This is a genomic window from Sodalis ligni (assembly GCF_016865525.2).
Classification (GTDB): domain Bacteria; phylum Pseudomonadota; class Gammaproteobacteria; order Enterobacterales; family Enterobacteriaceae; genus Acerihabitans; species Acerihabitans ligni.
The window spans coordinates 3779839-3800979 of the sequence record NZ_CP075169.1; the positions used below are offsets into that span (position 1 = coordinate 3779839).

Sequence of the window (21141 nt, forward strand, 5' to 3'; positions counted from 1 at the left end):
TCACTCCTCCATCGCAGAAAACAGCCCGATATCCATTATCGCGGGGTTGCGAATAATGGGCTTAAATTTCATATAGGGCAGGATATCGCGCTCCATATTCACACCAGGGGCAATCTCAGCCAGTTCCACACCGTCGGGCGTCAGACGGAATACGGCGCGCTCGGTGATGTACAGCACTTTCTGCCCGGACTGGCGGGCATAATCGCCGCTGAAAGTGATCTTCTCAACGTTGCTCACCAGTTTTGGGATTTCACCCGCTTTCTCGATGGTGAGCCCCTCCGGCGTAACCGCTACTTTGCTGCCTTTGGCGTCAAAGGTACCGCAGAACACCACTTTCTTGGCGTTTTGAGCAATTTCCAGGAAACCGCCCGGGCCGATCAGGTTACCGTTCAGGTGCGAGACGTTGACGTTACCGTGTTGGTCCATTTCACCCATTCCCAAGAAGGTGACGTCAATACCGCCGCCGCTGTAAAAGTCAAACTGGTCCAGGGAGGAGACAATGGCATCGGCATTGCGGGCGCACCCGAACAGGGCATCATCCAACATCAGGCCGTTATGAACGCCCTGCTCGACGCTCAGCCAGAGTGATTTGTAGGGTATTCCCTCACGCAATGCAATCCCGGGTATTCCCCCCGGAATACCGAAACCGAAATTGGTAGATGCCCCGCTCAGCAGTTCCCGAGCGGCACGGCGGGCGATAAGACGGCGAACGGGATGCTGCACGAGGGCAATGCCCTCCCGGGAAGACAACCGTTTTTGCTGACCGCTGATGGACAGGTCATATCCCCCCAGATATGTCTGCTCCTGCTTCCGGTATTCCACCAGGCTGTCCACCAATACCCCGGGGATAAGGACATGACGGGGATTCAGGCTGCCCGGTTCCACCAGGTCGCGAACCTGCGCAAACACGTTTCCGCCGGAGTTGTGCGCAGCCAGCGCCATGGAATAAACATCCATATCAATGGCTTCTTCCTCCAGGCTGATGTTACCGTTCGGATCGGCATAGGTGCCGCGAACGACGGCGTAATCCACTTTAAACGGACGGTAGCGAAGTTTTGTCTCCCCATCGATTTCCACCAATTCCACCAATTCATCCTTGGTGATAGGGTTTGCTTTACCGCCGCCGTTCCGCGGATCAACATACGAACCGAGCCCCACATGAGTGAACAGTCCCGGACGGCCGGCGCCAATTTCACGCAGTAAAGCCTGAATAACTCCGCCCGGGAAGCAATACGCCTCGATGTCTTCATTTTTCACCAGCGCCTGCATGGCGGGTGACCAGGTAAAATGCCCGGCGATAACGCGTTTGAGCATGCCTTTATGGGCGAAGCGGTTTGAACCTTTATGGTCCCGATCGCCTATGCCCAGGGAGTGAACCAGCGTCAGGTTGCAAGGGTGGCCGGTATCCAGAAAGCGCTTTTCAATGGCTGCCAATAGATGGTCCGCTTCAACCATGCCGCCACCATTGCCGCTGATGGCAATGGTAGTATTGTCCTGAATCCGGGCAGCAATCTGCTGGGGTGTCGTTAACTTGTTCATATTGCCGGTCCCGATTAATTATCTGTAAAGGTGGGGATTGAGGTTTGCTTGCTGGCGAAAGCATCGGTCGCGCTCCGGCAGTCCACGGTAGCGGACATCAGTGCCGCCAATAATTGATGGTCAAATGAGGTATGTTTGTCGGTAATGCTATTCACCAGTTGCTTGATATGAGCAAGGGCCACCGGGCCACATTTTTTCACCTCTTCGATACGGGCCACCCGCCACGCGGGCACATTATCTTTTTCCACCACCGCATTAATCAGACCGGCTCTGGCCGCCTCCTCCGCCGTCAGACGTTTGCCGAGCAATAGCATTTCACGGGCAGTGGCCTGGGACACCGTGCTGAGGATGCGCTCAATTCCCATCCAGCCGGGGATCATGCCCAATGTCACTTCCGGTGTTGAGAATTTGGCGTGGGGCGGGAAATACGGATATCGCAGCAGAGGGCCAGTTCAAGTCCCCGCCGATGGCATGGCCGTTGATATTGGCCACGGTCAGTTTGGGCAGGTTACGCAGGCGATTGAATACTTCATTCCCCGCTTGATCCATTTTCTGCCCATATCCAGAGGCGAATAGGCCGACCAGGAAGTGATATCACCGCCGGCGCAAAAAAATTTGTCGCCTTTGGCCGTAACTTCCACCAGCCGTATATGTTTGCCTGATTCAATTTCAGAAAGAATAACGTCCAGCTCTTCAATGAGTTCTTCATTGATGGCATGGCATTTATCTTCCCGGTTCAGAATAATGGCGCAATAATTATCGCTTTGTTGGAACTCAATGGTTCTATTACTCATAATAAATATCCTTAGCAATGCTCGGAAATTCTTTCGACGCTGACATCCAGAATCCGGCTTTGATTTTTCTTCCACCAGTTATTGGCGGAAAATATTTCCAGTTCAACCAGACCATCAAATCCGGCAGCTTCCACCTGCGCGCGTATCGCACGAATATCGATGACGCCATCTCCTGGCATGCCCCGGTCGCTCACCAGATCGGTAGTAGGAACCAGCCAATCAGAAACGTGAAACGCCAAAATGCGGTTGCCGGCGCGCGTTAATTGTTCTGCCAGATAAGGATCCCACCAGAGGTGATAGACATCGACAGCGACCCCAAGACGACATTCCCCATCGGGATCCAGTTCATCGCACCAGTCCAAGGCCTGGCGCAAGGTGCACAGGCAGGAACGATCCGCTGCTGTCATCGGGTGCAGCGGCTCCAGGGCGATGGGCACGCCGACATCCCTGGAGTGAGGGAGTAACTGACGGATACCCTCTTTGACCTGCCGATGCGCCTCTGCCAGATTTTTCGAACCGCTGGGCAATCCGCCGACGACCTGCATGTAGCAGTTCGCGCTCAGCTCTGCGGCGGTATCCAATGCCCGGCGGTTTTCGTCAACGGCCTGCAGGCGCTCGGCCAGGGTCGGCGCTGTGTAATAGGTGCTCCGGCACAGGCCGGATACCGACATATGGCAATTTTTCAGCCGGCGGGCGACATCCTGCACGTTGCGACCGTCCAGTTCACGCCGCCAGGGGGCGATCCCGCCGATGCCACGCTGTGCGCAGTCATCAATAATGGCTTCAAGAGGCGCCTGATAGCCCAGCGTTGCGGTATTGATGCTGTAGAGCGCCGGCTTTCCGGAAATATCTCTCATTTTTCGCACCTTGCTCAGAAATGAGGAACGCTTAAACCACCATCGATGGCGATCGGCACGCCACAGGTATAAGGCATTCTGCCTTCCGCCATTGCGCGCACGGCAGACGCGATATCCGCCGGATAACCCCAACGCCCTTGAGGCACCAGCCCTTTGGCAATCAGTTCGTCGTAATACGCCGTAGCAGGAAGGGTCATGTCGGTTTTGATAAGACCCGGACGGATTTCATAGACACCAATGTTGTCTTTGATCAGGCGCAAAGCGAACAGGCGGGCAGCGGTCGACACCGCCGTTTTCGCCATGGTGTATTCGCCGCGGTTGAGCGCCAGCATGACGGCATTGATGGAGCTGATGAAAATGATCGAACGGTAACCGTCAGGCAGCACACCCTGGGCGAGCAAGCGGCGGCTGAATGACTGGGTCAGAAAGAACGGCGCACGGGTATTCACGGCGAAATTTTCATCGAAGCTGTCTTGTTGCATATCAAGGAGGTCGCCGCGGCTTTTAACGGAGATCCCTGCATTGTTCACCAGACAGTCCAAACGGCCCCATTTGCCCTGGGCGGTATCCAGCAGTTCTTCGTGTACAGATACATCGGCGATATCCGCGCTGAAACAGGCCGCCTCAACGCCCGCAGCTTCGCACTCCACCTGTACCAGCTTGAGCTTTGCCACACTGTCCGTGTCCGGGCGATCGTTAATGAGCAGGTTAAAGCCTGCCGCCGCCAGTTCCAGCGCACACCCCTTACCAATACCCCGTGCCGCCCCGGTGATGATGACGACTGGTTTTCGCTTACCATTTTAACTCCTGAAGTTGGAACCACATGTACTTGAGCACATGATGAACTTGAAAGAAAAAAGATCAACCAACTAGTTGGTAAAATGTGAAAACGATCACGATCGCTCATAATTATATGAAAATAAGGTGTTTTTTATTTTCCCTGGCTCGGGTATTATCTCAAGGTCAATCCCGCCGTACTGGTGTATAGTGGAAACATTGACAGAACGTAATTTTAGCGTTGGAGTCAAGATGTACTTTAATACCGATTCAATAACCAATCTTAAGGACAAACTTTTATTATGTGCCATCAATGAATTTGCTGAGTATGGCTATGAGGGCGCAAGAATCGACAATATCGTTAACGCCGCGGACTGCAGTAAACAAACGCTCTACCACCATTACGGTAATAAAGAGAAACTTTTTATAGCGGTTATTGAATACAGCTGGAATGATATACGCACAAAAGAAATGGCCGTTACGTTAACGGCGGGCGATCCCGAAGGAAACTTGAGCAAACTTATCGATTTCACTTGGGATTATTACATACATAATATGTGGTTTTTGAAAATAGTTAATACTGAAAATCAAAATAAAGGTGAGCACTTAAAAAAATCACTCAAAATAAAAGAAATAAACAAAAACCATCTCAATATAATGGATCAAATAATCTTGGAAGGCAAGAAAATGAACATCTTCCGAGAAGATATCATCCCGGTTCATGTTAATATAAGCATTGCTGCATTAGGATTTTATTATTTAATCAATCAGCACACTCTTGGATTTATCTATAATATGGAAATGGCTTCCAAAGAAAACTTGGATTGTCGGCATAGTATAATTAAAGAGACGATTATCAGATGGGTGTCCGCCTAAGCGTAATAAAACCCCATGGCACCGCGCGTTGCGATGGGGATCTTGCATTTATCCCTAGGAAACCATAGCGTTTAGCGCGACAGGGCCAGGAGAGGAGATAACCTGAACGGGCGCCCGGTCCGCATTGGATTAGCCCTCGGTGCTAACGCCGTCGAGGGTAAGGCGCTCCATTCAGATGAGTTGCCCACCGGCGGGACGATCAGCGGCCGGTGCTCTTTTGCAGATGGCTTGGATAACGATCCCCCTGCACGGTGATGTTCGCCAGGGCGCTGTTAATGTCACGCAAATCGTCCGCGGTGAGTACCACCTCGACGGCTCCCAGATTTTCCTCCAGACGATGCAGTTTAGTGGTGCCGGGAATGGGTACAATCCACGGTTTTTGCGCCAGCAGCCAGGCAAGGGCGATTTGCGCGCGGGTTTTCTGCTTGCTTGCCGCCAGATCGCCAAGGAGCTTCACCAGGGTCTGGTTAGCGTCCCGCGCCTCCTGGCTAAAGCGGGGTAGGCCGGTGCGAAAATCATTACTGTCGAAGGCGGTATTCTTATCAATGGTGCCGGTAAGGAACCCTCTGCCGAGAGGACTGAAGGGGACAAAACCAATGCCGAGTTCTTCAAGGGTCGGCAGGATTTCCGTCTCAGGTTCCCGCCACCATAATGAGTATTCACTCTGTAACGCGGTTACCGGCTGAACGGCGTGGGCGCGGCGAATGGTCTGCGCGCCCGCTTCGGAAAGCCCGAAATGTTTTACCTTGCCTTCCTGGATCAACTGCCTGACCGTACCGGCGACGTCCTCAATGGGGACTTCCGGGTCCACCCGGTGTTGATAAAGCAGATCGATAACGTCGGTTTTGAGCCGCTTGAGCGATGCTTCCACCACCTGCCTGATATGATCCGGCCGGCTGTTCAGATGCTGTTTGCCGTCCGGGCTCGGCAGCACAAAACCGAACTTGGTGGCAATCACCACCCGATCGCGAAACGGCGCCAGTGCCTCTCCCACCACATCTTCATTGGTGTACGGACCGTAGACTTCCGCGGTATCAAAAAAAGTGACGCCATGCTCCACCGCGGCACGGATAAGCGCAATGGCTTCCTGCCGGTCCTTCGCCGGGCCGTAGGCATGGCTCAGGCCCATACAGCCCAGGCCTAAAGCCGACACTTCCAGTTTACCGTTGCCAAGCGTTCTTTTTTGCATTTTTTTTCTCCAGCAAGCATAGGTTGAACAGGACAGGCCAGCATGACGCCGGCCTGTTGTTTTTAATCGATTATCTGATGCGGATAATCAACGTTAGCAGACCGAAGCTCTGTACGGTAGCGTCCCTGGGAAAATGCCCTTATGAAAAAAATTCATTTATCAAACGCAGAGGGCTTGGGCAAACAAGTGCCTATGTGCACCCTCCCCAATGGAAAAATAAGGTTAGCGAAAGAAAAATATGGCCTATTACCGAACATTTTGCGGCACGATTCAGGCAGCCAGCCTATGCTTGGCAAGCTGCCTGATAGTATGGATAGACGTCGTGAAAAAATCCGGGTTAACCCTAAATTTTATCTTTACCATACGACGGGGAATATGGACCGTATAATATTCCTCCCGGCACGCCGGCGGTTAACATACGCGCACTGGTCATTCCGGCAATATCATGCCCTTTATCCATCAGATTGTTCGCCACTTGATTAATGGCGGCGCTAACCAGCATTCCCAACAAACTGCTGTTATTGCTGTCTTGCTCATTAGATGACGCGGTTGCCCCGCCGGACCAGAGCTGTTTCCCGGTGCGTAAATCCACCAGTCTTGCCGTAGCCGTTACGCGCGTTTCGCTGGATACCACGATATATTTGGTGCCGTAGTCGGTCACATCCACATACAGCACGGTATCGGCGCCAAAAATCTGATGTAACTTGGCCACGCTGACGGCGCGGATATCCTGCGGCGTCGTCATGCCATGCTGCTTAAAGGTCTCCTCCACCACCGCAACCGGCAACACATAATAACCGGCCTCAGCCAGCGGAAGCGTCATTTGAGAAAGCATGCTGTGGCTGGCATTCACATCCAAGGACTGGCTTACCGGCGGCAACACCAGAATTGATCTTGGCTTGCTCTGCTTAAACCCAGTGTAATCACGGGGTATCGGTTTTGCACAACCAGTCAACGCCAGGGTAAAAACCAGGCTGATGAAGACTAAAAGACGATTCATTTCGTCTCTCCTTTATTTTTGCTCAGCAGTAGATCCATAAAGGGTGCTGATTCAGGAAATAGCGCTTTTTCATGATTAAATTCTTGAAAAGCCAGGTCGGTACGACCGGTATTGGCATAAAGCAGGCCAAGATGGGCATGTACTCCGGGCGGGACCTTTTTTGCGGAGGCACGGCTTTTTTCCAGGGAGGCATTCAACGCTGCGATCTGTTCATCGGGACTGGTTTTCCCACTTTGGTAATAGTGATACACCGTTGTCTGATAATTATCCCAATGATATATTTTTTTCGGTGCGGTGGCGCAACCCGCCAGGGTTATGACAACGCCTAAGATAATGCTTTTAGTTAATTTCGTCATTCAAATAACAATCTCTTAATTAATTGGCCGCCATGAACCGCTCTCGATACCTGAAACCAGATTATTGACGGCTTCGCGGATTGCCAGGTCCAACACTTTGTCATTTAACGTCGAGTCATGACTTGCCGTGCTGCCAAAACCAACGACTTCCCGGTTGGAAAGCTCAAACTCCCCCGCGCCCAGGGTGGAAAAAACAACTTCAGAGGTTTGTACGTTAACGATATTAAGAGCGACCTTGGCATAGGCAACTTGCGTTTTACCCCTGCCGAAAATACCCCAGAGTTGTTGATCGCCCACTTCCTTACGGCCAAACTCAGTGACATCCCCGGTCACCACATAAGCGGCTCCTTTCAGTGCCTGCGCCTGCCCTTTGATATTCGCTTCTGCTTTCAGCTCATCCATATTGGCGCGATCCAAAACGTTAAAACGCCTGGTTTGCTGTAAATGCGTTATCAAAATGGTTTTAGATTGATTGCCTAAATGGTCAATGCCGTCGGAGAAAATACCATTCATATAATTAGAACGATTATCAAATTTACCCACAGCTATAGGACTTCTCTGCCCTGATAAGGGTATTATATGAAGCGACTCGCTGCACTGTCCGTATCTGAGAGGACTCGGTGGCGCACCCCAGTAGCGCGGCTGTAATCAGCAGCGGATAAATAAAACCCTTGTTTGCCATTCTTTAACCTTTTTCCCTTGGATGATGTTACTCATTACACTTGATAGGTCAGTTAACAATCGTAATCAGCAGGCTTGACAGCCGGGCGAAATATCTCGCCGCAGGTTAAACATCGTGCGCCGGAGGGATGAAACAGCAGTTAAACAGTCATGTTTATGGTACCGCTCTTAGCCTTAATTACGGTCTCTGTTTACCTCGGGATGAGGATGATTTTCCTAACAAAAATGCTGGTCATGGATATTATCGTCCTCGCTCAAAGATAAACATTACCGGCTTTCACTCATTAGCCCATAGGGTGTAGATAAGAAAACCGCCAAAGGAGGACCCCTTATGCTTCTACCCACGGTCTGGTTAATGACAGCGGTGGAATGTGAAAAAATGTGATTTACGTCTAATTTCAATGTTTCCATTCTTGTATGGTAGCATTCAAGCGCTTATCTTTACATCAACAACCTTGCTTCCAGGTGTTTTCGGTACGCACTTCATTTTCAAGAAGGAGACATTATGGCTTGACTTGATATTAGCGTTAATAACAAAACTGATCTCTGTTATTGGAGCTTAGGTATTTTACCTTATCTTTAGAGGACATTTCTCATGATTGTCTTTTATTGATCAAAGGTTGATATTTTACGTCTATTATTTCCTCGTCTCGTTATGAATATCATTGGGTCGAAAAAATTGGATAAAACTATTTGCCTGACAATAAAGAGGTTTTAGAAATGGGAAAAGAAGAATTATCTTTACTCAGCCCTGAAGAAAATAGGCGTGAACCTGTGGCGAACACGAATGACACATTGAATTCTACAGGAAAGCGTCGCTTTTTCCCAAGGCACACCCATTATCGTGGTGGATGTTGGTAATAACGACATTAGCCATTTTGATGAACTCAATAGACAGAATTATATTGCCCACATTATTGCCCGCCATAATGAAAGATTTCAACCTGACGGAAATACAAGTCGGCTGGCTCAACTCGTTAAGCTTTTTCGGTACGCTGAGCGGCGCGGTTATTTTCGGAATATTTTCCGATTTTGTGGGAACCGGTCATAAACGCTGTTATAGCTGGACGGTGGCGGTCATTGTTGAAGTCGTATCCGGAGTGGCCACCGCATTTTGTAAAACCTTGGGCGCATTCCAGGCATTGCGGATTTTCATGGGAATGGGGACCGGCGGATCCGAACCCATCAATGTGGCATTATTAGGCGAATGGTGGCAAAAAGAGAACCGGGGCTTCGCCATCGGCGTCCACCATACCGGGTTCCCATTAGGCCAGTTTATCGGACCGGTACTGATTGCGGGGATTTTGGCTTTCGGTACCTGGCGTCAGGCATTTCTCTTCATTCCGCTCATCGGCCTATCCATTGTCTTTATACAATATTTCGTCGGGACGAAAAAAAATCATCAAAAGGTGATGCAATGGATTGCGGAAAATAAACTTACCCAGCCCATCGAGCCTGTTGCCGATGTAAAACGTGATAGTTTCAGAACGGCGTTGGGTAAATCCTTGTCTTGCCTGAAAAACCGCAACTGTCTGCTGGCGATTTCGTTAATTTTCGGTTTTACTTGGGCAGAAATGGGGATAGCCAACTTTCTTACCCTCCAACTGACGCGCGAAGTGGGCTTGCCGCTTTCCACCGCGGCCATCATTTCCGGCGCGTCGGGTCTTACCGGCTGGATCGGCCAGATTTTATGGGGCGGCTATTCTGATGTTAAAGGCCGTAAGAGCTCGCTGGGCATTATCATTTTTGGCTGGATGATTGCCACCGCCCTATGCATGTATATCCATTCCGCCGCATTTGGCTGGGGAATACTGATCTTCTGGGGATTGTTCAGAAACTCGCCTTATCCGGTCGCCTATGCCTTGCTGATAGATTCAGCGCCTAAAGCGGCCGCATCCAGCATGGGTTTAATGATTGGTTTGGCCGTCGGGATCGCGGGCATCCTGGTCGCCCCCGTGACCGGCTGGATTATCCGTGACTATGGCTTCAATGTGCATTATATGATTATCGTCGGCGTTCTGATCCTGTCCTGCTTGCCGCTTTTTTTCATTAAAGAAACCATTACCCATAAGAGCGCCTAAATGAATAATGAACTGTTGACCTTATTGCATCACTGCGAACTTATTGAACTGAATTATTTTTATGACTCCTCTATGCCCGTATGGCCAACCCATCCGAAGTTTATGCTGAACGACTGGGAAACCCATGCCGCAGGAGACGGAAATTATAATAACCTATTGCAAATGGGCGATCACTGCGGTACCCATGTTGACTCACCCTCGCATTTTATCCCCGCCGGGAACACCATCGAAAAAATCGATGTCCGTCAATTGATTGGCCGGGGCGTTAAAATAGACGTTTCCGGCTATCCCGCGGATACGGAAATTACCGTCGCCATGATCCAGTCTTGGGAAGCGAGAAATGGAGATATCCAGGCCGACGATATTGTATTATTCCGCACCGGCCATGATAAAAAATGGCAATCTCGGCCAAATCATAAATCCTTTTTATCGGGTTGGTCCGGTTTGTCTGGGGCGGGGGCGGAATACTTATTAGCAAAAGGGGTTAATGTCATCGGTTCTGACGCCATGTCGCTGGATGCCTGGTCAAATTCCACCTATCCCGCCCATCAGATTATTCTAGGATCCGGAAAACTTATCATGGAAAACCTGGCGAATCTGGACAAGGTTCCCGAGACGTTTATCTTTATAGCTTTACCCTTGAGAATAAAGGGAGGTTCGGCCTCCCCTGTCCGCGCCATTGCATTGATTTAAAGTTCAGACGGCGGTTTTGTCCTGCCGCCGCCGCAGGAAAACAAAATAGGGCGCGCCGATAAACGTCGCCAGCAGCCCCGCCGGGATCTGGTTCGGGAACATCACCATGCGGTCGCACCAGTCGGCCGCCAGCATCAGCGCGGCGCCGATAGGCCATCGCTGGCCACGAGAATATAACCGCAGGGGGGAAAATCTCAGCCGGGTCCGTCGCTGGCGGCCGCCAACAGCGGCACGATCAAATCGCTTATGGGCGTCGGGATACCGCGGGATCGGCCGCATCGCTGCACGACCCCGTTCCGGCAGTCCCACTCCAGAGGACGGCCGGCTTGCCGGTCGGCGAGAATGGAGGTGCCCAAGTCAGGCGGGGAGCGATGGAATTTATCGACTATCTCCTGCGCCACGTCGTCCCCCAGCGTGGCGCCCTCCGCACGGGCAACCGCCAGACATTCCCGCAGGTAGGCCATAGACAGCGCGGTAATATCGGCCCGGGCGAACATGCCGGAACGGCGGCCGGTCAGCACCATTAAACCCGCCGCCGCGTTCTGTAAAAGCTTTCGCCACGCAACCGACGTGAAATCCGCCGCGACATCAACCGTGCATCTCGTACCGCGCAACGCCTCGAGCACCACGCCGGTGGCCGGCGTGTCCGGCAAGGTGAGGCGCGCCTCGGCGCGCAGCCACACCGATGCGTCCGGTTCACGTTGAGCGGGGAACCACACCACCGAGGGCAGCACCGGGCCGCCGGACAGGTAGGGCGCGAACTGCGTTTTCTGCTCAACGCCGTTTTGCAGCACGCAGACAACCGTCTTCGCACCGCACAGTGCGGAAAGCCACGGCGCCGCCGCCTCTGTTTGTGTCACCTTGACCGCGACGAAAACCAGGTCGAACGGGTGTTTGATCTCGGCCGGATCGCTTAGCACGGGCCCCGGGACAACGATACGACCGCCATCGAAGCGCAGCTCCAGGCGCTGGTGCGCCGTGCGGCCGCAAATCGTCGGCGTACGCCCCGCCTCATGCAGCGCTGCCGCCACGGTGGTGCCTATTGCCCCCGGCCCCACCAGGGCGACGGTTGGATATTCTGACATCACTTTATCCTCTTGTTCTGATAGTCATTTGCTGCCCTGACCGCCATGCGGCTCGGGCCAGCCCTCGATATTCAATAGCTTCACACAACAGCGGTCAGCCGATGAGGATCGTGCCGATGGCAATCACCGCGCACGCCAGCATCTTTCGAACCGTCAACGTCTCCCCCAGGTAAAAATAACCGATCAACGCTGCAAACAATACGCTGGTTTCGCGCAATGCCGACACCGCGCCCATGGGCGCGCCGGACATGGCATAGATGATGATGCCATAGGCCAGAAGAGAGAGCAGCCCGCCGATGAAGGCCATGATAAATCCGGGCCGCCAGGTCAATAAACTGCGCGCGCCGCGCAGGCCGATGTATACCGATGGCATCAAGATGCCCCACAAGGCGCACATCCAGACCGTATAGGTTATGGGCGCGCCGGACAGACGTACGCCGATGCCGTCCGTGACGCTGTAAGCGGCAATGAAACAGCCGGTTCCCAAGGCATAGGGCAGGCTGGGAACCGCAAGCCTGCGTTCTTTGAAGGCCAAGGAAACAATGCCGACCGATACCAGAACAATGCCAAGCAGGGCGCCCATCCCTACCCTCTCGCCGGCGAAAACAGATGCCGCGAGGGTGATTAAAATGGGGGAAGAACCCCGCGCAATCGGATAGGTTTGCCCGAGGTCTCCCGCCTGATAGCTCCTGACCAGAAACAGGTTATAGCCAACGTGCAGCACCGCTGAAACTACCGCATACCTCCAGCCGGCTTTTGCCAAAGGCGCCAGAAACAGGGCTATGGCGACGCTTACGATGGCCACCGCCAGACACATGATCGTCATCGACCAAAGTCTGTCGGCCCCGCCGCGCAGCAGCGCATTCCAGCCGGCATGCAACAGCGCCGCAAAAAGCGTCAGTAAAATGATATCAAAAGGCATACGCCATACTAAGCAGCCCGGCGCTGTTGTTAAAGCGAAGTCTCTTCATTTCAGCATGAGCAATTACTCATGCATTATCGATAGTCTTGCCGGGCCTTGCTTGATTCCGTCTGAAGCCATTGACGAAAGCTGATGATGTGGGACTGGGATTCGATGCCTTTCGGACAGACAAAATAGTAGGCGACCGGAGAAGGGAACGGCACGTCAAACAGCCTGACCAGGCTGCCGTCGCCGATCTCGGCTTCCACATGCCCGCTTCGCGCCAGCGCGATTCCCTGGCCCAACAGCGCCGCCTCGATAGTCATGTTGGTGTCGGCGAATCTGACGCTTTCCTTGAGGGCGGTGATGCCGACGCCTACTTGCCCAAACCAAACCTCCCATTTCGGCACCAGATCCGCGCCGTCACGCGTAAGCAGCGGGTAGCGCAGGAGTTCGGCGGGTTTGCCCGGCGCGCCGAAGCGACGCAGGAAATCAGGACTGGCAACCGGGAAAATCTGCTCCCTGAACATGAATTCCGAATACAGGGCCGGATAATTCCCGCTGCCGAAACGGATCGCGACGTCCGACTCCGCGCTTGAAAAATGAATGGCCTGGTCAGTGGTTTCCAACGTGACCAGAATTTCCGGGTGCTGCCGGGACAGGCCCGGTAATCTGGGCAGCAGCCATTTCAGCGCGAAGGAGTAGGTCGTACTGACCCTAAGCCGGACCCTGCCCTTTTGCTCTCTCAAATCAGTGAGCGTCGCCTCCAGAGTCATGAAGAATTCACGCACGATAGGCGCGAGGGCCGCGCCGGCAGGCGTCAGGCTCAATGACTTGCCGCGCTGGAATAACTGCAGCCCCCAAAGCTCTTCGAGATTTTTCAGCTGATGGCTGACCGCGCTTTGGGTGATATGCAGTTCTTCTGCAGCGGCGGTGAATGTGGCGTGCCGTGTCGCAACCTCAAAGGCGCGCAGCGTGGCGGTGGGCGGCAGGTCTCTCATAATCGTGTTTCCTGGTGCGAGATTCGAAAATCAGCTTTATGAACAGAAACTCATGATAGAGCATTATAACCCTGCGCCGATAGATGCCGATGTCTTGGCGCCTTTAACCCCTTGCCGTCAATGGCATCGCTCAGTCCGCCGGGACCCCCACCATGCCCTCTTTAAAATGCAGCCGCTGCGTCAGGCAAATGGACAATGTTCAAAATGGTATCGAAGGACGCGGAAACCTGGCCGTCCTCGATTGTTGATAGGGTTGAAATGGACAACCCGCTTTTTTCCGCCAACTGTTCCAGCGTCCAGGCGCGTTCCTGGCGCATGGTTTTCATTCTCGCGCCAAAATCGAGCTCATTGGGCATCCCGGTTGCATCGTCTTGTTTGTTCCTCGCCATTCCTGCGCGGTGATGGCGATGTTTAATCATTGTGTGCTGCGCAATGCGCAGTATGATGGCGAGATATTGCCCATTGACGCTCGCGGCGCATTTATCTAACGGTCACGTCCGGGCCGCCGCCGCTGAGCTCCGCCCGCATAATCAGTTTCCCCTGTAATAGCAGGATAACCGTACGCGCCAGCAGCAGGCCGATAATGGCATTGCTAAACAGGAACAGCGGCAAGGCGATGGCGTTGAACAGGCCGTCATTGCCGCCATGGCCGAGGCGCAGCGCGGTGTTTGCCAGTGCGGAGAAGCCGAAGGAGAAACTCCAGAAAGAAACGTTGAACGGCTGCGCCGCATACCAGGGAATCAATCGCAGCATAAACAGCAGTTGCAGTAGGCCGTAGCCGAACAGCATTTTGGCGAAGACATCGGTCTGGCCGCCGTCAACGCTCAAATAGGCGCTGCAGGCCACCAGCGCCGGCGCCAGCTGGATGCCCAGCGAGGGCCGCACTGCCGGCGGCAGCTCGCCGGCAGTGCGCATCCGCTGCAGTATGACCGGTTCAAGGCTTAACCATGAGAACACCCCGGCGCCTAAAAACAGAAATCCCAGATCGTGATAACCCAATGCGCCGCACGCCATGGCGCTGATAAAGTTATTGGCCACCGTCGGCAGATAGAGGCCGGGGGTGGTGGCGGTTTCCGGGTGGTCGCCGCGCCATAGCCCGGCGGTTTTCCAGGCGGCGTACAGCAACTGCAAAGAAGCGCCGAAGAGGAACAGTCCCACCGCCAGCGGCCGCAGATAAGGCGCTGCCCCGATGGAGACCAGCATGGTCGTGGCCGGAAACAAACTGACGTAGCTGCTCATCAGGGGATGGTGAATCTCCGCCAAAATCGTATGGGGATACTTCACCAGTCTGGTGATGAAGGTCAGCGACAGCGCCAGCCAAATCAACGTCGCCAACGCCACCAGCGCTTCGCCGATGGCCGCACTGACCGGCCAGATGGTCGCCGCATAGCGCCAGGCAAAGCCCATGCCGATGATGCCCAGCACCATGCCGAAATAGCCGGCGGGAAGGTTGATAATTTGGTTTTTTTTATGCATTTTGTTTAACTATTAAAATGTATTTTAAATGCATCTTATCCATTTTCCACCGATTTCACCATAACCGAAAGATGACCTGCGTCATGGTTTCGCGCGTTTTTTCGCCCATGGATTACTTCGCATAACGACCTCGCCGCCGTACTCGGCCGTAACCGGAAAGTCATATTGAAAACAGCCTGGTCCGCGGAATGCCTCGGCAAATGAGGGTCAAAGCCGGCCCTGCCGGCAAAACCTTTTCTTGACAAGATAGATTCCGATGATCATATAATTTAGATTATAATCATAATCTAAATAAAACCAGGTTCATCTAGCCAAAAAAAGGAAAAACCATGGAACTGTTAAAGAATAAAGTCGTGCTGGTCACCGGCGGCACCTCGGGTATCGGCCGGGCGAGCGCTATCCTGTTCGCCCGCGAAGGGGCAAAGGTAGCCCTCACCGGCCGGCAGGAACAGGCCGGACGCGACGTGGTGGCGGAAATAGAACACGCCGGCGGCAGCGCGCTGTTTATCCAGGCCGATCTTAACCAAACCGATGCCATCCCGGAGATAATCGCTCGGGTGGTGGACGAATACGGCAGGCTGGACTGCGCGTTCAATAACGCCGGCGTGTCCGGCGGCGGCCCCATCGAAACCCTGAATGAAGCCGTGTGGGATAACGTGGTGGACACCAACCTCAAGGCCGCCTTTTTCTGCCTGCAGGCAGAAGTGGCGCAAATGAAACGCCAAGGCCACGGCGGCGCCATTCTTTTTAACGGATCGGTACTGGCGAAGATAGCCCAGCCGGGGACCTCCATATACAGCGCCAGCAAAGGCGGCATTGTCTCTCTGGCACAGGCGGCGGCGGTAGAGTTCGGACCGGTGGGTATCCGCGTGAATTCCATCAACCCGTCCATCACCCGCACCCCCATGACCCTCTCACGCATCAGCACCGATGAACAGGGCCATGAATCCCACCCGTTCGGCGCGGGCATCCCCCTGGGCCGGCTGGCGGAACCGGAAGAAATGGCCGAAGCGGCGCTGTTCCTGCTGTCCGACCGGTCCTCATACGTCACCGGCCAGGCGCTGGTGGTGGACGGCGGGCAGAGCGCGGTGTGATGAGGCGCCGGCCATCCCGCACCGGTTATGGGTTTAGCCGTTCGCAGGCAAAGAGAAACAGAATGTGCCGTGGTGGGTGAAAACAGACGTCGGCAGGCGTCTGTTTATGCATTCGCCGCGTCGCGGGGGAGGCCAGCGTCCCGCCCGGCCTCGGCGATCAGGACATGATAAGACCACCGTCGATATTGATGGTTTGCCCGGTCAGATATCGGGCGTCATCGGACGCCAAAAACGCCACCAGCCCGGCCACATCCTCCGGCTGTCCCGCCCGTTTCAGGGGGATGCCCTGCACCCATTCAGCCATGAGTTCGCCCTTGCCGTAACGTTTTTCATCACTGCTGAGGAATTCGCCCCAGACCCGGTCGTTATAGTCCCACATTTCGCTTTCGATAATGCCGGGGCAGAACGCATTCACCGTAATATTGTGCGGGGCCAGCTCGTGGGCCATGCTTTGGGTAATACCGATAACGCCCATTTTGCTGGCGGCGTAATGGGGCGTGTAGATAAAGCCCTGCCGCCCTTGGCCGGAGGAGGTATTGATCAGGCATCCGGCCTGTTGTTTCACCATGATTTTTGCCGCTTCGCGGCAGCATAGCCATACGCCGGTGGTGTTTACCGCCAGAACCCGCTCAAAATCGCTCTTCGGCATCGAGTCAAAATAATCGATGGTAATGACCCCCGCGTTCTGGATCGACACGTCCACCGCGCCGAACCTGGCCAACGCCTGCCGGTACAGATCCTGCACCTGCGTCTCATCGGTGACATCAACCTGCAAGGGTAAAATTTCCGCACCGTATTGTTGCCGCAACCGGTCGGCGGTGGCGAATATCCGTTCGGCGTTCGATACCATGACCAGATTCGCGCCGTCGCGGGCGAAACGTTCGGCGATGCCTGCGCCGATACCGCGACAGGCGCCGGTAATAACCACGGTTTTACCACTGAAATCTCGTTTCATCACTTCATCTCCACGTTATTTGAGGTTACATCCATCCCCCGCGTGACCTGCGGCCGCCACAGCGTTCGTTCTACGGCGGTTTGCCAATTCCGCCAAGATTCTTGTAACCGTGCATGCCGGTCCGCATCGGGTGTAAAAATATCGTGTTGCGGCAGTAAAGGCGCCAATGCCCCATCGTCCAGACCGTCCAGCGCCTTGCGCGCCAGCAATCCCGCGCCAATAGCCGAAAGTTCAGGCGTGTTGCTGCACGCGGCCACGTTATCCCCGCCGACCTGCCCAATCACCTCGCGCATCACCGCCAGCGATTGCGCGATAAGCGCCTCGCCGCGCTGTTCAACCCAGCCGGCCTGGGGCGTCTGTACGCTCAGCGGGCGCGAGGACTGGCACAACACCTGCCCGTGGGCATCAATGGCCACCGCTTTGGCGTTGCTGGTGCCTTCATCCAGCGCCACGATAATCCTGCGATGATCAGCCATGACTCACCTCAGAGATCGGTTGTTGCGCCGCCTGCTGCTTTTTTTCATGACGCCGCATCAGCGTGACCTTGCTTTGCAGGCGTTGCTGGAACTGGTCGATAACCACGGCGGTAACGATCACCAACCCCTTGATCACCATTTGCCAGAATTCGCTGACGCCCATCATGACCAGCCCATCGGCGAGGAACACAATGACAAAAGCGCCGATAAGGGAGCCGAATACCCGCCCGCGCCCGCCGGATAACGCCGTGCCCCCAAGCACCGTGGCGCCGATGGCGTCCATCTCGAACATATTACCGGTCATCGGATGGGCGGTCTGCAACTGGGAGGCCACCACCAGCCCTACCAGCGCCGCGCACAGACCCGAGAAGGCATAGACGAAAATCTTTACTTTTATAATCGGCACACCGGCCAGGCGCGCGGCCGGTTCATTGCCGCCGATGGCGTAGATATAACGGCCCAGCGGCGTTTTTTTCGTCAGATAAATACCCAGCAAGACGATGGCTATCATCAGCCAAATCGGGTTATATACGCCCAGCACGGTGCCGGAGCCCAGGGTGGCGAACCCGGTATTGCCCAACGGTGCCAGTCCGGAAAGGTTGGGGAAGGTTTTACCGTCATTGGTCAGCAGCGCCGCGCCGCGCGCCACATACATCATGCCCAGGGTGCAAATAAAGGGCGCGACGCCCAGCCGGGTAATGACCAGGCCGTTAATGGCTCCGATGGCAGTACCGGCGACGGCTACCACGACAATCACCTCCATCACGTTCAAAAATAGCAGGTTGTCGCCCCACAGCGGCACGCCGAGGGTGAGCAGCGCGCCGCTGACCATGCCGCAAATACCGGCCACCGCCCCCACCGACAGATCAATGCCGCCGGTCAGGATGACCAGAGTCATTCCCACCGCAAGTAAACCGGTGATGGCCACATGCTGGGTCATGATCAGCAGGTTGGAGGTGGTGATGAAATTCGGCACCATGGCGCTGAAAAAACCGATGACGATTAACAGGGCGATAAAAGTGCGCGCTTTGAGCAAGTACATATAGACAAGATATTTTTGGCTTTGCATAACCTTTCCTTAATCGTGAGGCGTCGAAGCACGGATCAACGTTTCCCGGTCTATCCCGGCACGCGGCAGGTCGGCGGTGATTTTACCGTCTGCCATCACTATCACCCGGTCCGCCAGTTGCATCACTTCGTCCAGCTCGGACGACGAGAACATAACGGCCAGCCCCTGTTGCGCCATGGCGCCGATCAGATGGTAGACATCGGTTTTCGCCCCCACGTCTATGCCCCGGGTGGGTTCATCAAGGAATACCACCAGCGGCTGGGTCATCAACGCTTTTCCCAGCACCACTTTTTGCTGGTTGCCCCGCTGAGGAAGTTACCGACAAATCGACATCGCTGACTTTGATTGCCAGCTTGTCAATCATCTGCCGGACCGAACCCGATTCCTTTTCGGCGCGGATCGGCAGCAGGGTTTGCCAAAAGCGTTTACTGCACAGACTGGAGAGCGTCATATTGGCTTTGATCGACAACAGCTGGACCAGTCCTTCCGCCTGCCGATCCTCCGGCACCAGCGCCATGCCCCGTTCCAGACGATGACGAAAGGAACATTGCTCGACGCGCCGGCCGCTAAGGGTTATTTCGCCGGCATCCTGTTTGAGCAGGCCGAGCAGGGTCTTGAACAGTTCGGTACGACCGGCGCCCAGCAAGCCATATACGCCTACCACTTCGCCCCGCTGCAATGTTAAATTGACGTCATTGAGCGCGTAGCCGCCGTTTTGATGCAACATCGTCAATCCTTGGGCACGCAGGACCTCCTCCCCTTTGACCGCGGGACAATAATCAAAATGCTTTGCCTTCTCCCCCACCATACTGGAGATGATCCACGGGATACTGGCTTGCGCAACCGCCCGCTCGTCGACAAATTTGCCATCGCGAAATACCGTAATATGATCGCCGATGGCCATCAGCTCCTCCAGCCGGTGGGAAATATAGATAATGGTGACGCCACGATGTTTAAGCTGCCCGATGACATTAAAGAGTATTTTCACCTCGGACTGGCTCAGCGCCGACGTCGGCTCATCCATAATCAATACCCGCGTGTCCTTGGATAGCGCGCGGGCGATTTCCACCAGTTGCTGATGACCGATGGCCAGTTCATCCAGCGGCGTCATCGGGTCTATATCCAGTTCCAGGCGATCGAGCAATGCTTTCGCCAACTGATACTGGTATGCCACGTTGATGAGGCCGTGCTGGAAAAATTCATTACCGATAAAAATGTTGTCCATCACCGTCATATTGGGGAACAGGTTCAGTTCCTGGAAAATAATGCTGATGCCCAGCTTTTCCGCCTGCTGCGTAGACCCCAGAGACACCGTTTCGCCATCGAGCAGGATCAGCCCGCTGGTAGGCGTTTCCACGCCGGCCAGCATTTTCATCATGGTGGATTTGCCGGCGCCATTTTCGCCGATCAACACGTTGACCTGGTTGCGATACACTCGATAGTCGACGTTATCCAGCGCAACAACGCCCGGATATAACCGCGAGACGCCGCGGGTTTCAATGATCACCGGCGTCCCTCGCCGCAGTGCAGCCCACGACGTAACCCGTTCATTAACGGGACGGGATGGTGGTTCGGCGGCGGTAATAGGTGGCTTTGCCATGGCGTTCTCCTTACGGCGTGATTTTGGCCGGGGTGATCAGCAACGGCGGCTGAGGGGTATCAAAAGCGCTGAACGCCCCATATACCGTGACTTTGCCGCCGACGGCAAACGTCCGTTGCGCAAAAGAGCCGATCGCCCGCTGATTGATCGCTTTACCGAAATCACCGAACAGATTCTGATCGTTAAAGTCGGCATAGCTCAGGCCGCGATAGCTATCGCGCAAATCGGTGCCGCGAAAGGTCGGTCCAATCTGCACCTTGACGTCTCCCACGCTTGCATCGTCGCTCTTTATCACGATCTGGCCATTACGGGATGTGGTATTGACTTCAGTGATGGTTCCGGTCACCGAGACGGTAAATACGCAGGGGTTTTCTTCCTGGCTGCGATAGCCGTACTGTTGACAGGCGGTATCAAAATCCTTGGCCTGGCCGATTTGGGTAAGCAAGGTGCCCAGGGGTTTGGCCGAGGCGACCACCTGCGGAGCGATTTTCTGGTCGAATAGCTGCGCCGCTTTGGCCATATTGGCATTCGGCGGATTTTTCAGGTCCGCCAATTGCTTCTCCGACACAATCCGGCAGCCGGATAACAGCAGAGACGCCATTACCGCCCATATGACGCGAGTAGACATGAAGGGTTCTCCT

General features: G+C 54.4%; 18 protein-coding genes and 5 pseudogenes. 4 read left to right on the forward strand and 19 right to left on the reverse strand.

Going from position 1 to position 21141, the window contains the following annotated elements; all coding sequences use genetic code 11:
- The 4 genes and pseudogenes from GTU79_RS17620 to GTU79_RS17635 form a co-directional block, all read right to left on the reverse strand.
- A complete protein-coding gene (locus GTU79_RS17620) occupies positions 1-1539 on the reverse strand; it encodes an acyl CoA:acetate/3-ketoacid CoA transferase (protein ID WP_203523277.1) in 1539 nt (512 codons plus the stop codon).
- A gap of 14 nt (positions 1540-1553) precedes the next feature.
- A pseudogene (locus GTU79_RS17625) lies at positions 1554-2333 on the reverse strand (enoyl-CoA hydratase/isomerase family protein).
- A gap of 11 nt (positions 2334-2344) precedes the next feature.
- The gene (locus tag GTU79_RS17630; RefSeq protein WP_203523279.1) at positions 2345-3190 is read right to left on the reverse strand and encodes a sugar phosphate isomerase/epimerase family protein; all 846 of its coding nucleotides are present in this window, start codon (positions 3188-3190) and stop codon (positions 2345-2347) included.
- A 14-nt stretch (positions 3191-3204) separates the two neighbouring features.
- The gene (locus GTU79_RS17635; protein WP_214514167.1) at positions 3205-3966 is read right to left on the reverse strand and encodes a 3-ketoacyl-ACP reductase; all 762 of its coding nucleotides are present in this window, start codon (positions 3964-3966) and stop codon (positions 3205-3207) included.
- A 253-nt stretch (positions 3967-4219) separates the two neighbouring features.
- Here GTU79_RS17635 and GTU79_RS17640 point away from each other — a divergent pair, with 253 nt between their 5' ends.
- Complete coding sequence (locus GTU79_RS17640; protein WP_203523281.1) at positions 4220-4843, forward strand: TetR/AcrR family transcriptional regulator; 624 nt, start codon at positions 4220-4222, stop codon at positions 4841-4843.
- A 199-nt stretch (positions 4844-5042) separates the two neighbouring features.
- On the opposite strand, the gene GTU79_RS17645 is transcribed toward GTU79_RS17640, so the two are convergent.
- The 4 genes and pseudogenes from GTU79_RS17645 to GTU79_RS17660 all read right to left on the reverse strand — a co-directional run bounded on the left by GTU79_RS17645 (position 5043) and on the right by GTU79_RS17660 (position 8070).
- Positions 5043-6032 (reverse strand): aldo/keto reductase, encoded by a 990-nt coding sequence (locus tag GTU79_RS17645; protein ID WP_203523282.1) that lies wholly within the window; start codon positions 6030-6032, stop codon positions 5043-5045.
- Positions 6033-6375: 343 nt separating this feature from the next.
- Positions 6376-7032 carry a DUF799 domain-containing protein gene (locus GTU79_RS17650; RefSeq protein ID WP_203523283.1) on the reverse strand — a complete coding sequence of 219 codons (657 nt, stop codon included), beginning with the start codon at positions 7030-7032 and terminating at the stop codon, positions 6376-6378.
- Positions 7029-7388, reverse strand: coding sequence for a DUF4810 domain-containing protein (locus tag GTU79_RS17655; RefSeq protein ID WP_203523284.1), 360 nt, complete (start codon positions 7386-7388; stop codon positions 7029-7031). Before GTU79_RS17655 ends, GTU79_RS17650 begins: the two co-directional genes overlap by 4 nt.
- A gap of 15 nt (positions 7389-7403) precedes the next feature.
- Positions 7404-8070: pseudogene (locus GTU79_RS17660) on the reverse strand (CsgG/HfaB family protein).
- Between the two features lie 880 nt (positions 8071-8950).
- Between GTU79_RS17660 and GTU79_RS17665 the strand changes: the two are divergent.
- Positions 8951-10150, forward strand: a complete 1200-nt coding sequence (locus GTU79_RS17665; protein WP_338091412.1) for an MFS transporter — start codon at positions 8951-8953, stop codon at positions 10148-10150.
- Positions 10151-10843, forward strand: a complete 693-nt coding sequence (locus GTU79_RS17670; protein WP_203523287.1) for a cyclase family protein — start codon at positions 10151-10153, stop codon at positions 10841-10843.
- Positions 10844-10846: 3 nt separating this feature from the next.
- On the opposite strand, the pseudogene GTU79_RS30595 reads toward GTU79_RS17670, so the two are convergent.
- From GTU79_RS30595 to tehA, 6 genes and pseudogenes are all read right to left on the reverse strand, one after another.
- A pseudogene (locus GTU79_RS30595) lies at positions 10847-10993 on the reverse strand (iron chelate uptake ABC transporter family permease subunit); the annotation flags it as partial.
- A gap of 44 nt (positions 10994-11037) precedes the next feature.
- Complete coding sequence (locus GTU79_RS17680) at positions 11038-11928, reverse strand: oxidoreductase (protein WP_203523289.1); 891 nt, start codon at positions 11926-11928, stop codon at positions 11038-11040.
- A 94-nt stretch (positions 11929-12022) separates the two neighbouring features.
- Positions 12023-12850 carry an EamA family transporter gene (locus tag GTU79_RS17685; RefSeq protein WP_203523290.1) on the reverse strand — a complete coding sequence of 276 codons (828 nt, stop codon included), beginning with the start codon at positions 12848-12850 and terminating at the stop codon, positions 12023-12025.
- A gap of 74 nt (positions 12851-12924) precedes the next feature.
- Positions 12925-13830, reverse strand: coding sequence for a transcriptional regulator GcvA (gcvA, locus tag GTU79_RS17690; protein ID WP_203523291.1), 906 nt, complete (start codon positions 13828-13830; stop codon positions 12925-12927).
- Between the two features lie 161 nt (positions 13831-13991).
- Positions 13992-14249 (reverse strand): helix-turn-helix domain-containing protein, encoded by a 258-nt coding sequence (locus GTU79_RS17695; RefSeq protein WP_253073353.1) that lies wholly within the window; start codon positions 14247-14249, stop codon positions 13992-13994.
- A gap of 61 nt (positions 14250-14310) precedes the next feature.
- Entirely contained in the window at positions 14311-15306 is a 996-nt protein-coding gene (gene tehA / locus GTU79_RS17700; RefSeq protein WP_203523292.1) for a dicarboxylate transporter/tellurite-resistance protein TehA, read from the reverse strand.
- Positions 15307-15635: 329 nt separating this feature from the next.
- On the opposite strand from tehA, the gene GTU79_RS17705 reads away from it, so the two are divergent.
- Positions 15636-16400 (forward strand): SDR family NAD(P)-dependent oxidoreductase, encoded by a 765-nt coding sequence (locus GTU79_RS17705; protein WP_203523293.1) that lies wholly within the window; start codon positions 15636-15638, stop codon positions 16398-16400.
- 157 nt (positions 16401-16557) lie between these two features.
- Here GTU79_RS17705 and GTU79_RS17710 read toward each other — a convergent pair whose 3' ends face one another.
- From GTU79_RS17710 to GTU79_RS17730, 5 genes and pseudogenes are all read right to left on the reverse strand, one after another.
- The gene (locus tag GTU79_RS17710; RefSeq protein ID WP_132928087.1) at positions 16558-17355 is read right to left on the reverse strand and encodes an SDR family oxidoreductase; all 798 of its coding nucleotides are present in this window, start codon (positions 17353-17355) and stop codon (positions 16558-16560) included.
- A 215-nt stretch (positions 17356-17570) separates the two neighbouring features.
- A pseudogene (locus GTU79_RS30600) lies at positions 17571-17831 on the reverse strand (FGGY family carbohydrate kinase); the annotation flags it as partial.
- Positions 17824-18900 carry an ABC transporter permease gene (locus GTU79_RS17720; protein WP_203523295.1) on the reverse strand — a complete coding sequence of 359 codons (1077 nt, stop codon included), beginning with the start codon at positions 18898-18900 and terminating at the stop codon, positions 17824-17826. The pseudogene GTU79_RS30600 and the gene GTU79_RS17720, both read right to left, overlap by 8 nt.
- A 9-nt stretch (positions 18901-18909) precedes the next feature.
- Positions 18910-20500, reverse strand: a pseudogene (locus GTU79_RS17725) (sugar ABC transporter ATP-binding protein).
- 10 nt (positions 20501-20510) lie between these two features.
- A complete protein-coding gene (locus tag GTU79_RS17730) occupies positions 20511-21128 on the reverse strand; it encodes a DUF2291 family protein (protein ID WP_203523297.1) in 618 nt (205 codons plus the stop codon).
- Positions 21129-21141: the final 13 nt, after the last annotated feature.

Bases quoted from the DNA above. Each gene is read 5' to 3' on its own strand.
- GTU79_RS17730 (WP_203523297.1), bottom strand. From the start codon at position 21,128: ATGTCTACTCGCGTCATATGGGCGGTAATGGCGTCTCTGCTGTTATCC.
- GTU79_RS17680 (WP_203523289.1), bottom strand. From the start codon at position 11,928: ATGTCAGAATATCCAACCGTCGCCCTGGTGGGGCCGGGGGCAATAGGC.
- GTU79_RS17710 (WP_132928087.1), bottom strand. From the start codon at position 17,355: ATGAAACGAGATTTCAGTGGTAAAACCGTGGTTATTACCGGCGCCTGT.
- GTU79_RS17685 (WP_203523290.1), bottom strand. From the start codon at position 12,850: ATGCCTTTTGATATCATTTTACTGACGCTTTTTGCGGCGCTGTTGCAT.
- GTU79_RS17720 (WP_203523295.1), bottom strand. From the start codon at position 18,900: ATGCAAAGCCAAAAATATCTTGTCTATATGTACTTGCTCAAAGCGCGC.
- GTU79_RS17655 (WP_203523284.1), bottom strand. From the start codon at position 7,388: ATGACGAAATTAACTAAAAGCATTATCTTAGGCGTTGTCATAACCCTG.
- GTU79_RS17670 (WP_203523287.1), top strand. From the start codon at position 10,151: ATGAATAATGAACTGTTGACCTTATTGCATCACTGCGAACTTATTGAA.
- GTU79_RS17705 (WP_203523293.1), top strand. From the start codon at position 15,636: ATGGAACTGTTAAAGAATAAAGTCGTGCTGGTCACCGGCGGCACCTCG.
- tehA (WP_203523292.1), bottom strand. From the start codon at position 15,306: ATGCATAAAAAAAACCAAATTATCAACCTTCCCGCCGGCTATTTCGGC.
- GTU79_RS17620 (WP_203523277.1), bottom strand. From the start codon at position 1,539: ATGAACAAGTTAACGACACCCCAGCAGATTGCTGCCCGGATTCAGGAC.
- GTU79_RS17650 (WP_203523283.1), bottom strand. From the start codon at position 7,032: ATGAATCGTCTTTTAGTCTTCATCAGCCTGGTTTTTACCCTGGCGTTG.
- gcvA (WP_203523291.1), bottom strand. From the start codon at position 13,830: ATGAGAGACCTGCCGCCCACCGCCACGCTGCGCGCCTTTGAGGTTGCG.
- GTU79_RS17640 (WP_203523281.1), top strand. From the start codon at position 4,220: ATGTACTTTAATACCGATTCAATAACCAATCTTAAGGACAAACTTTTA.
- GTU79_RS17695 (WP_253073353.1), bottom strand. From the start codon at position 14,249: ATGATTAAACATCGCCATCACCGCGCAGGAATGGCGAGGAACAAACAA.
- GTU79_RS17645 (WP_203523282.1), bottom strand. From the start codon at position 6,032: ATGCAAAAAAGAACGCTTGGCAACGGTAAACTGGAAGTGTCGGCTTTA.
- GTU79_RS17630 (WP_203523279.1), bottom strand. From the start codon at position 3,190: ATGAGAGATATTTCCGGAAAGCCGGCGCTCTACAGCATCAATACCGCA.
- GTU79_RS17665 (WP_338091412.1), top strand. From the start codon at position 8,951: ATGAACTCAATAGACAGAATTATATTGCCCACATTATTGCCCGCCATA.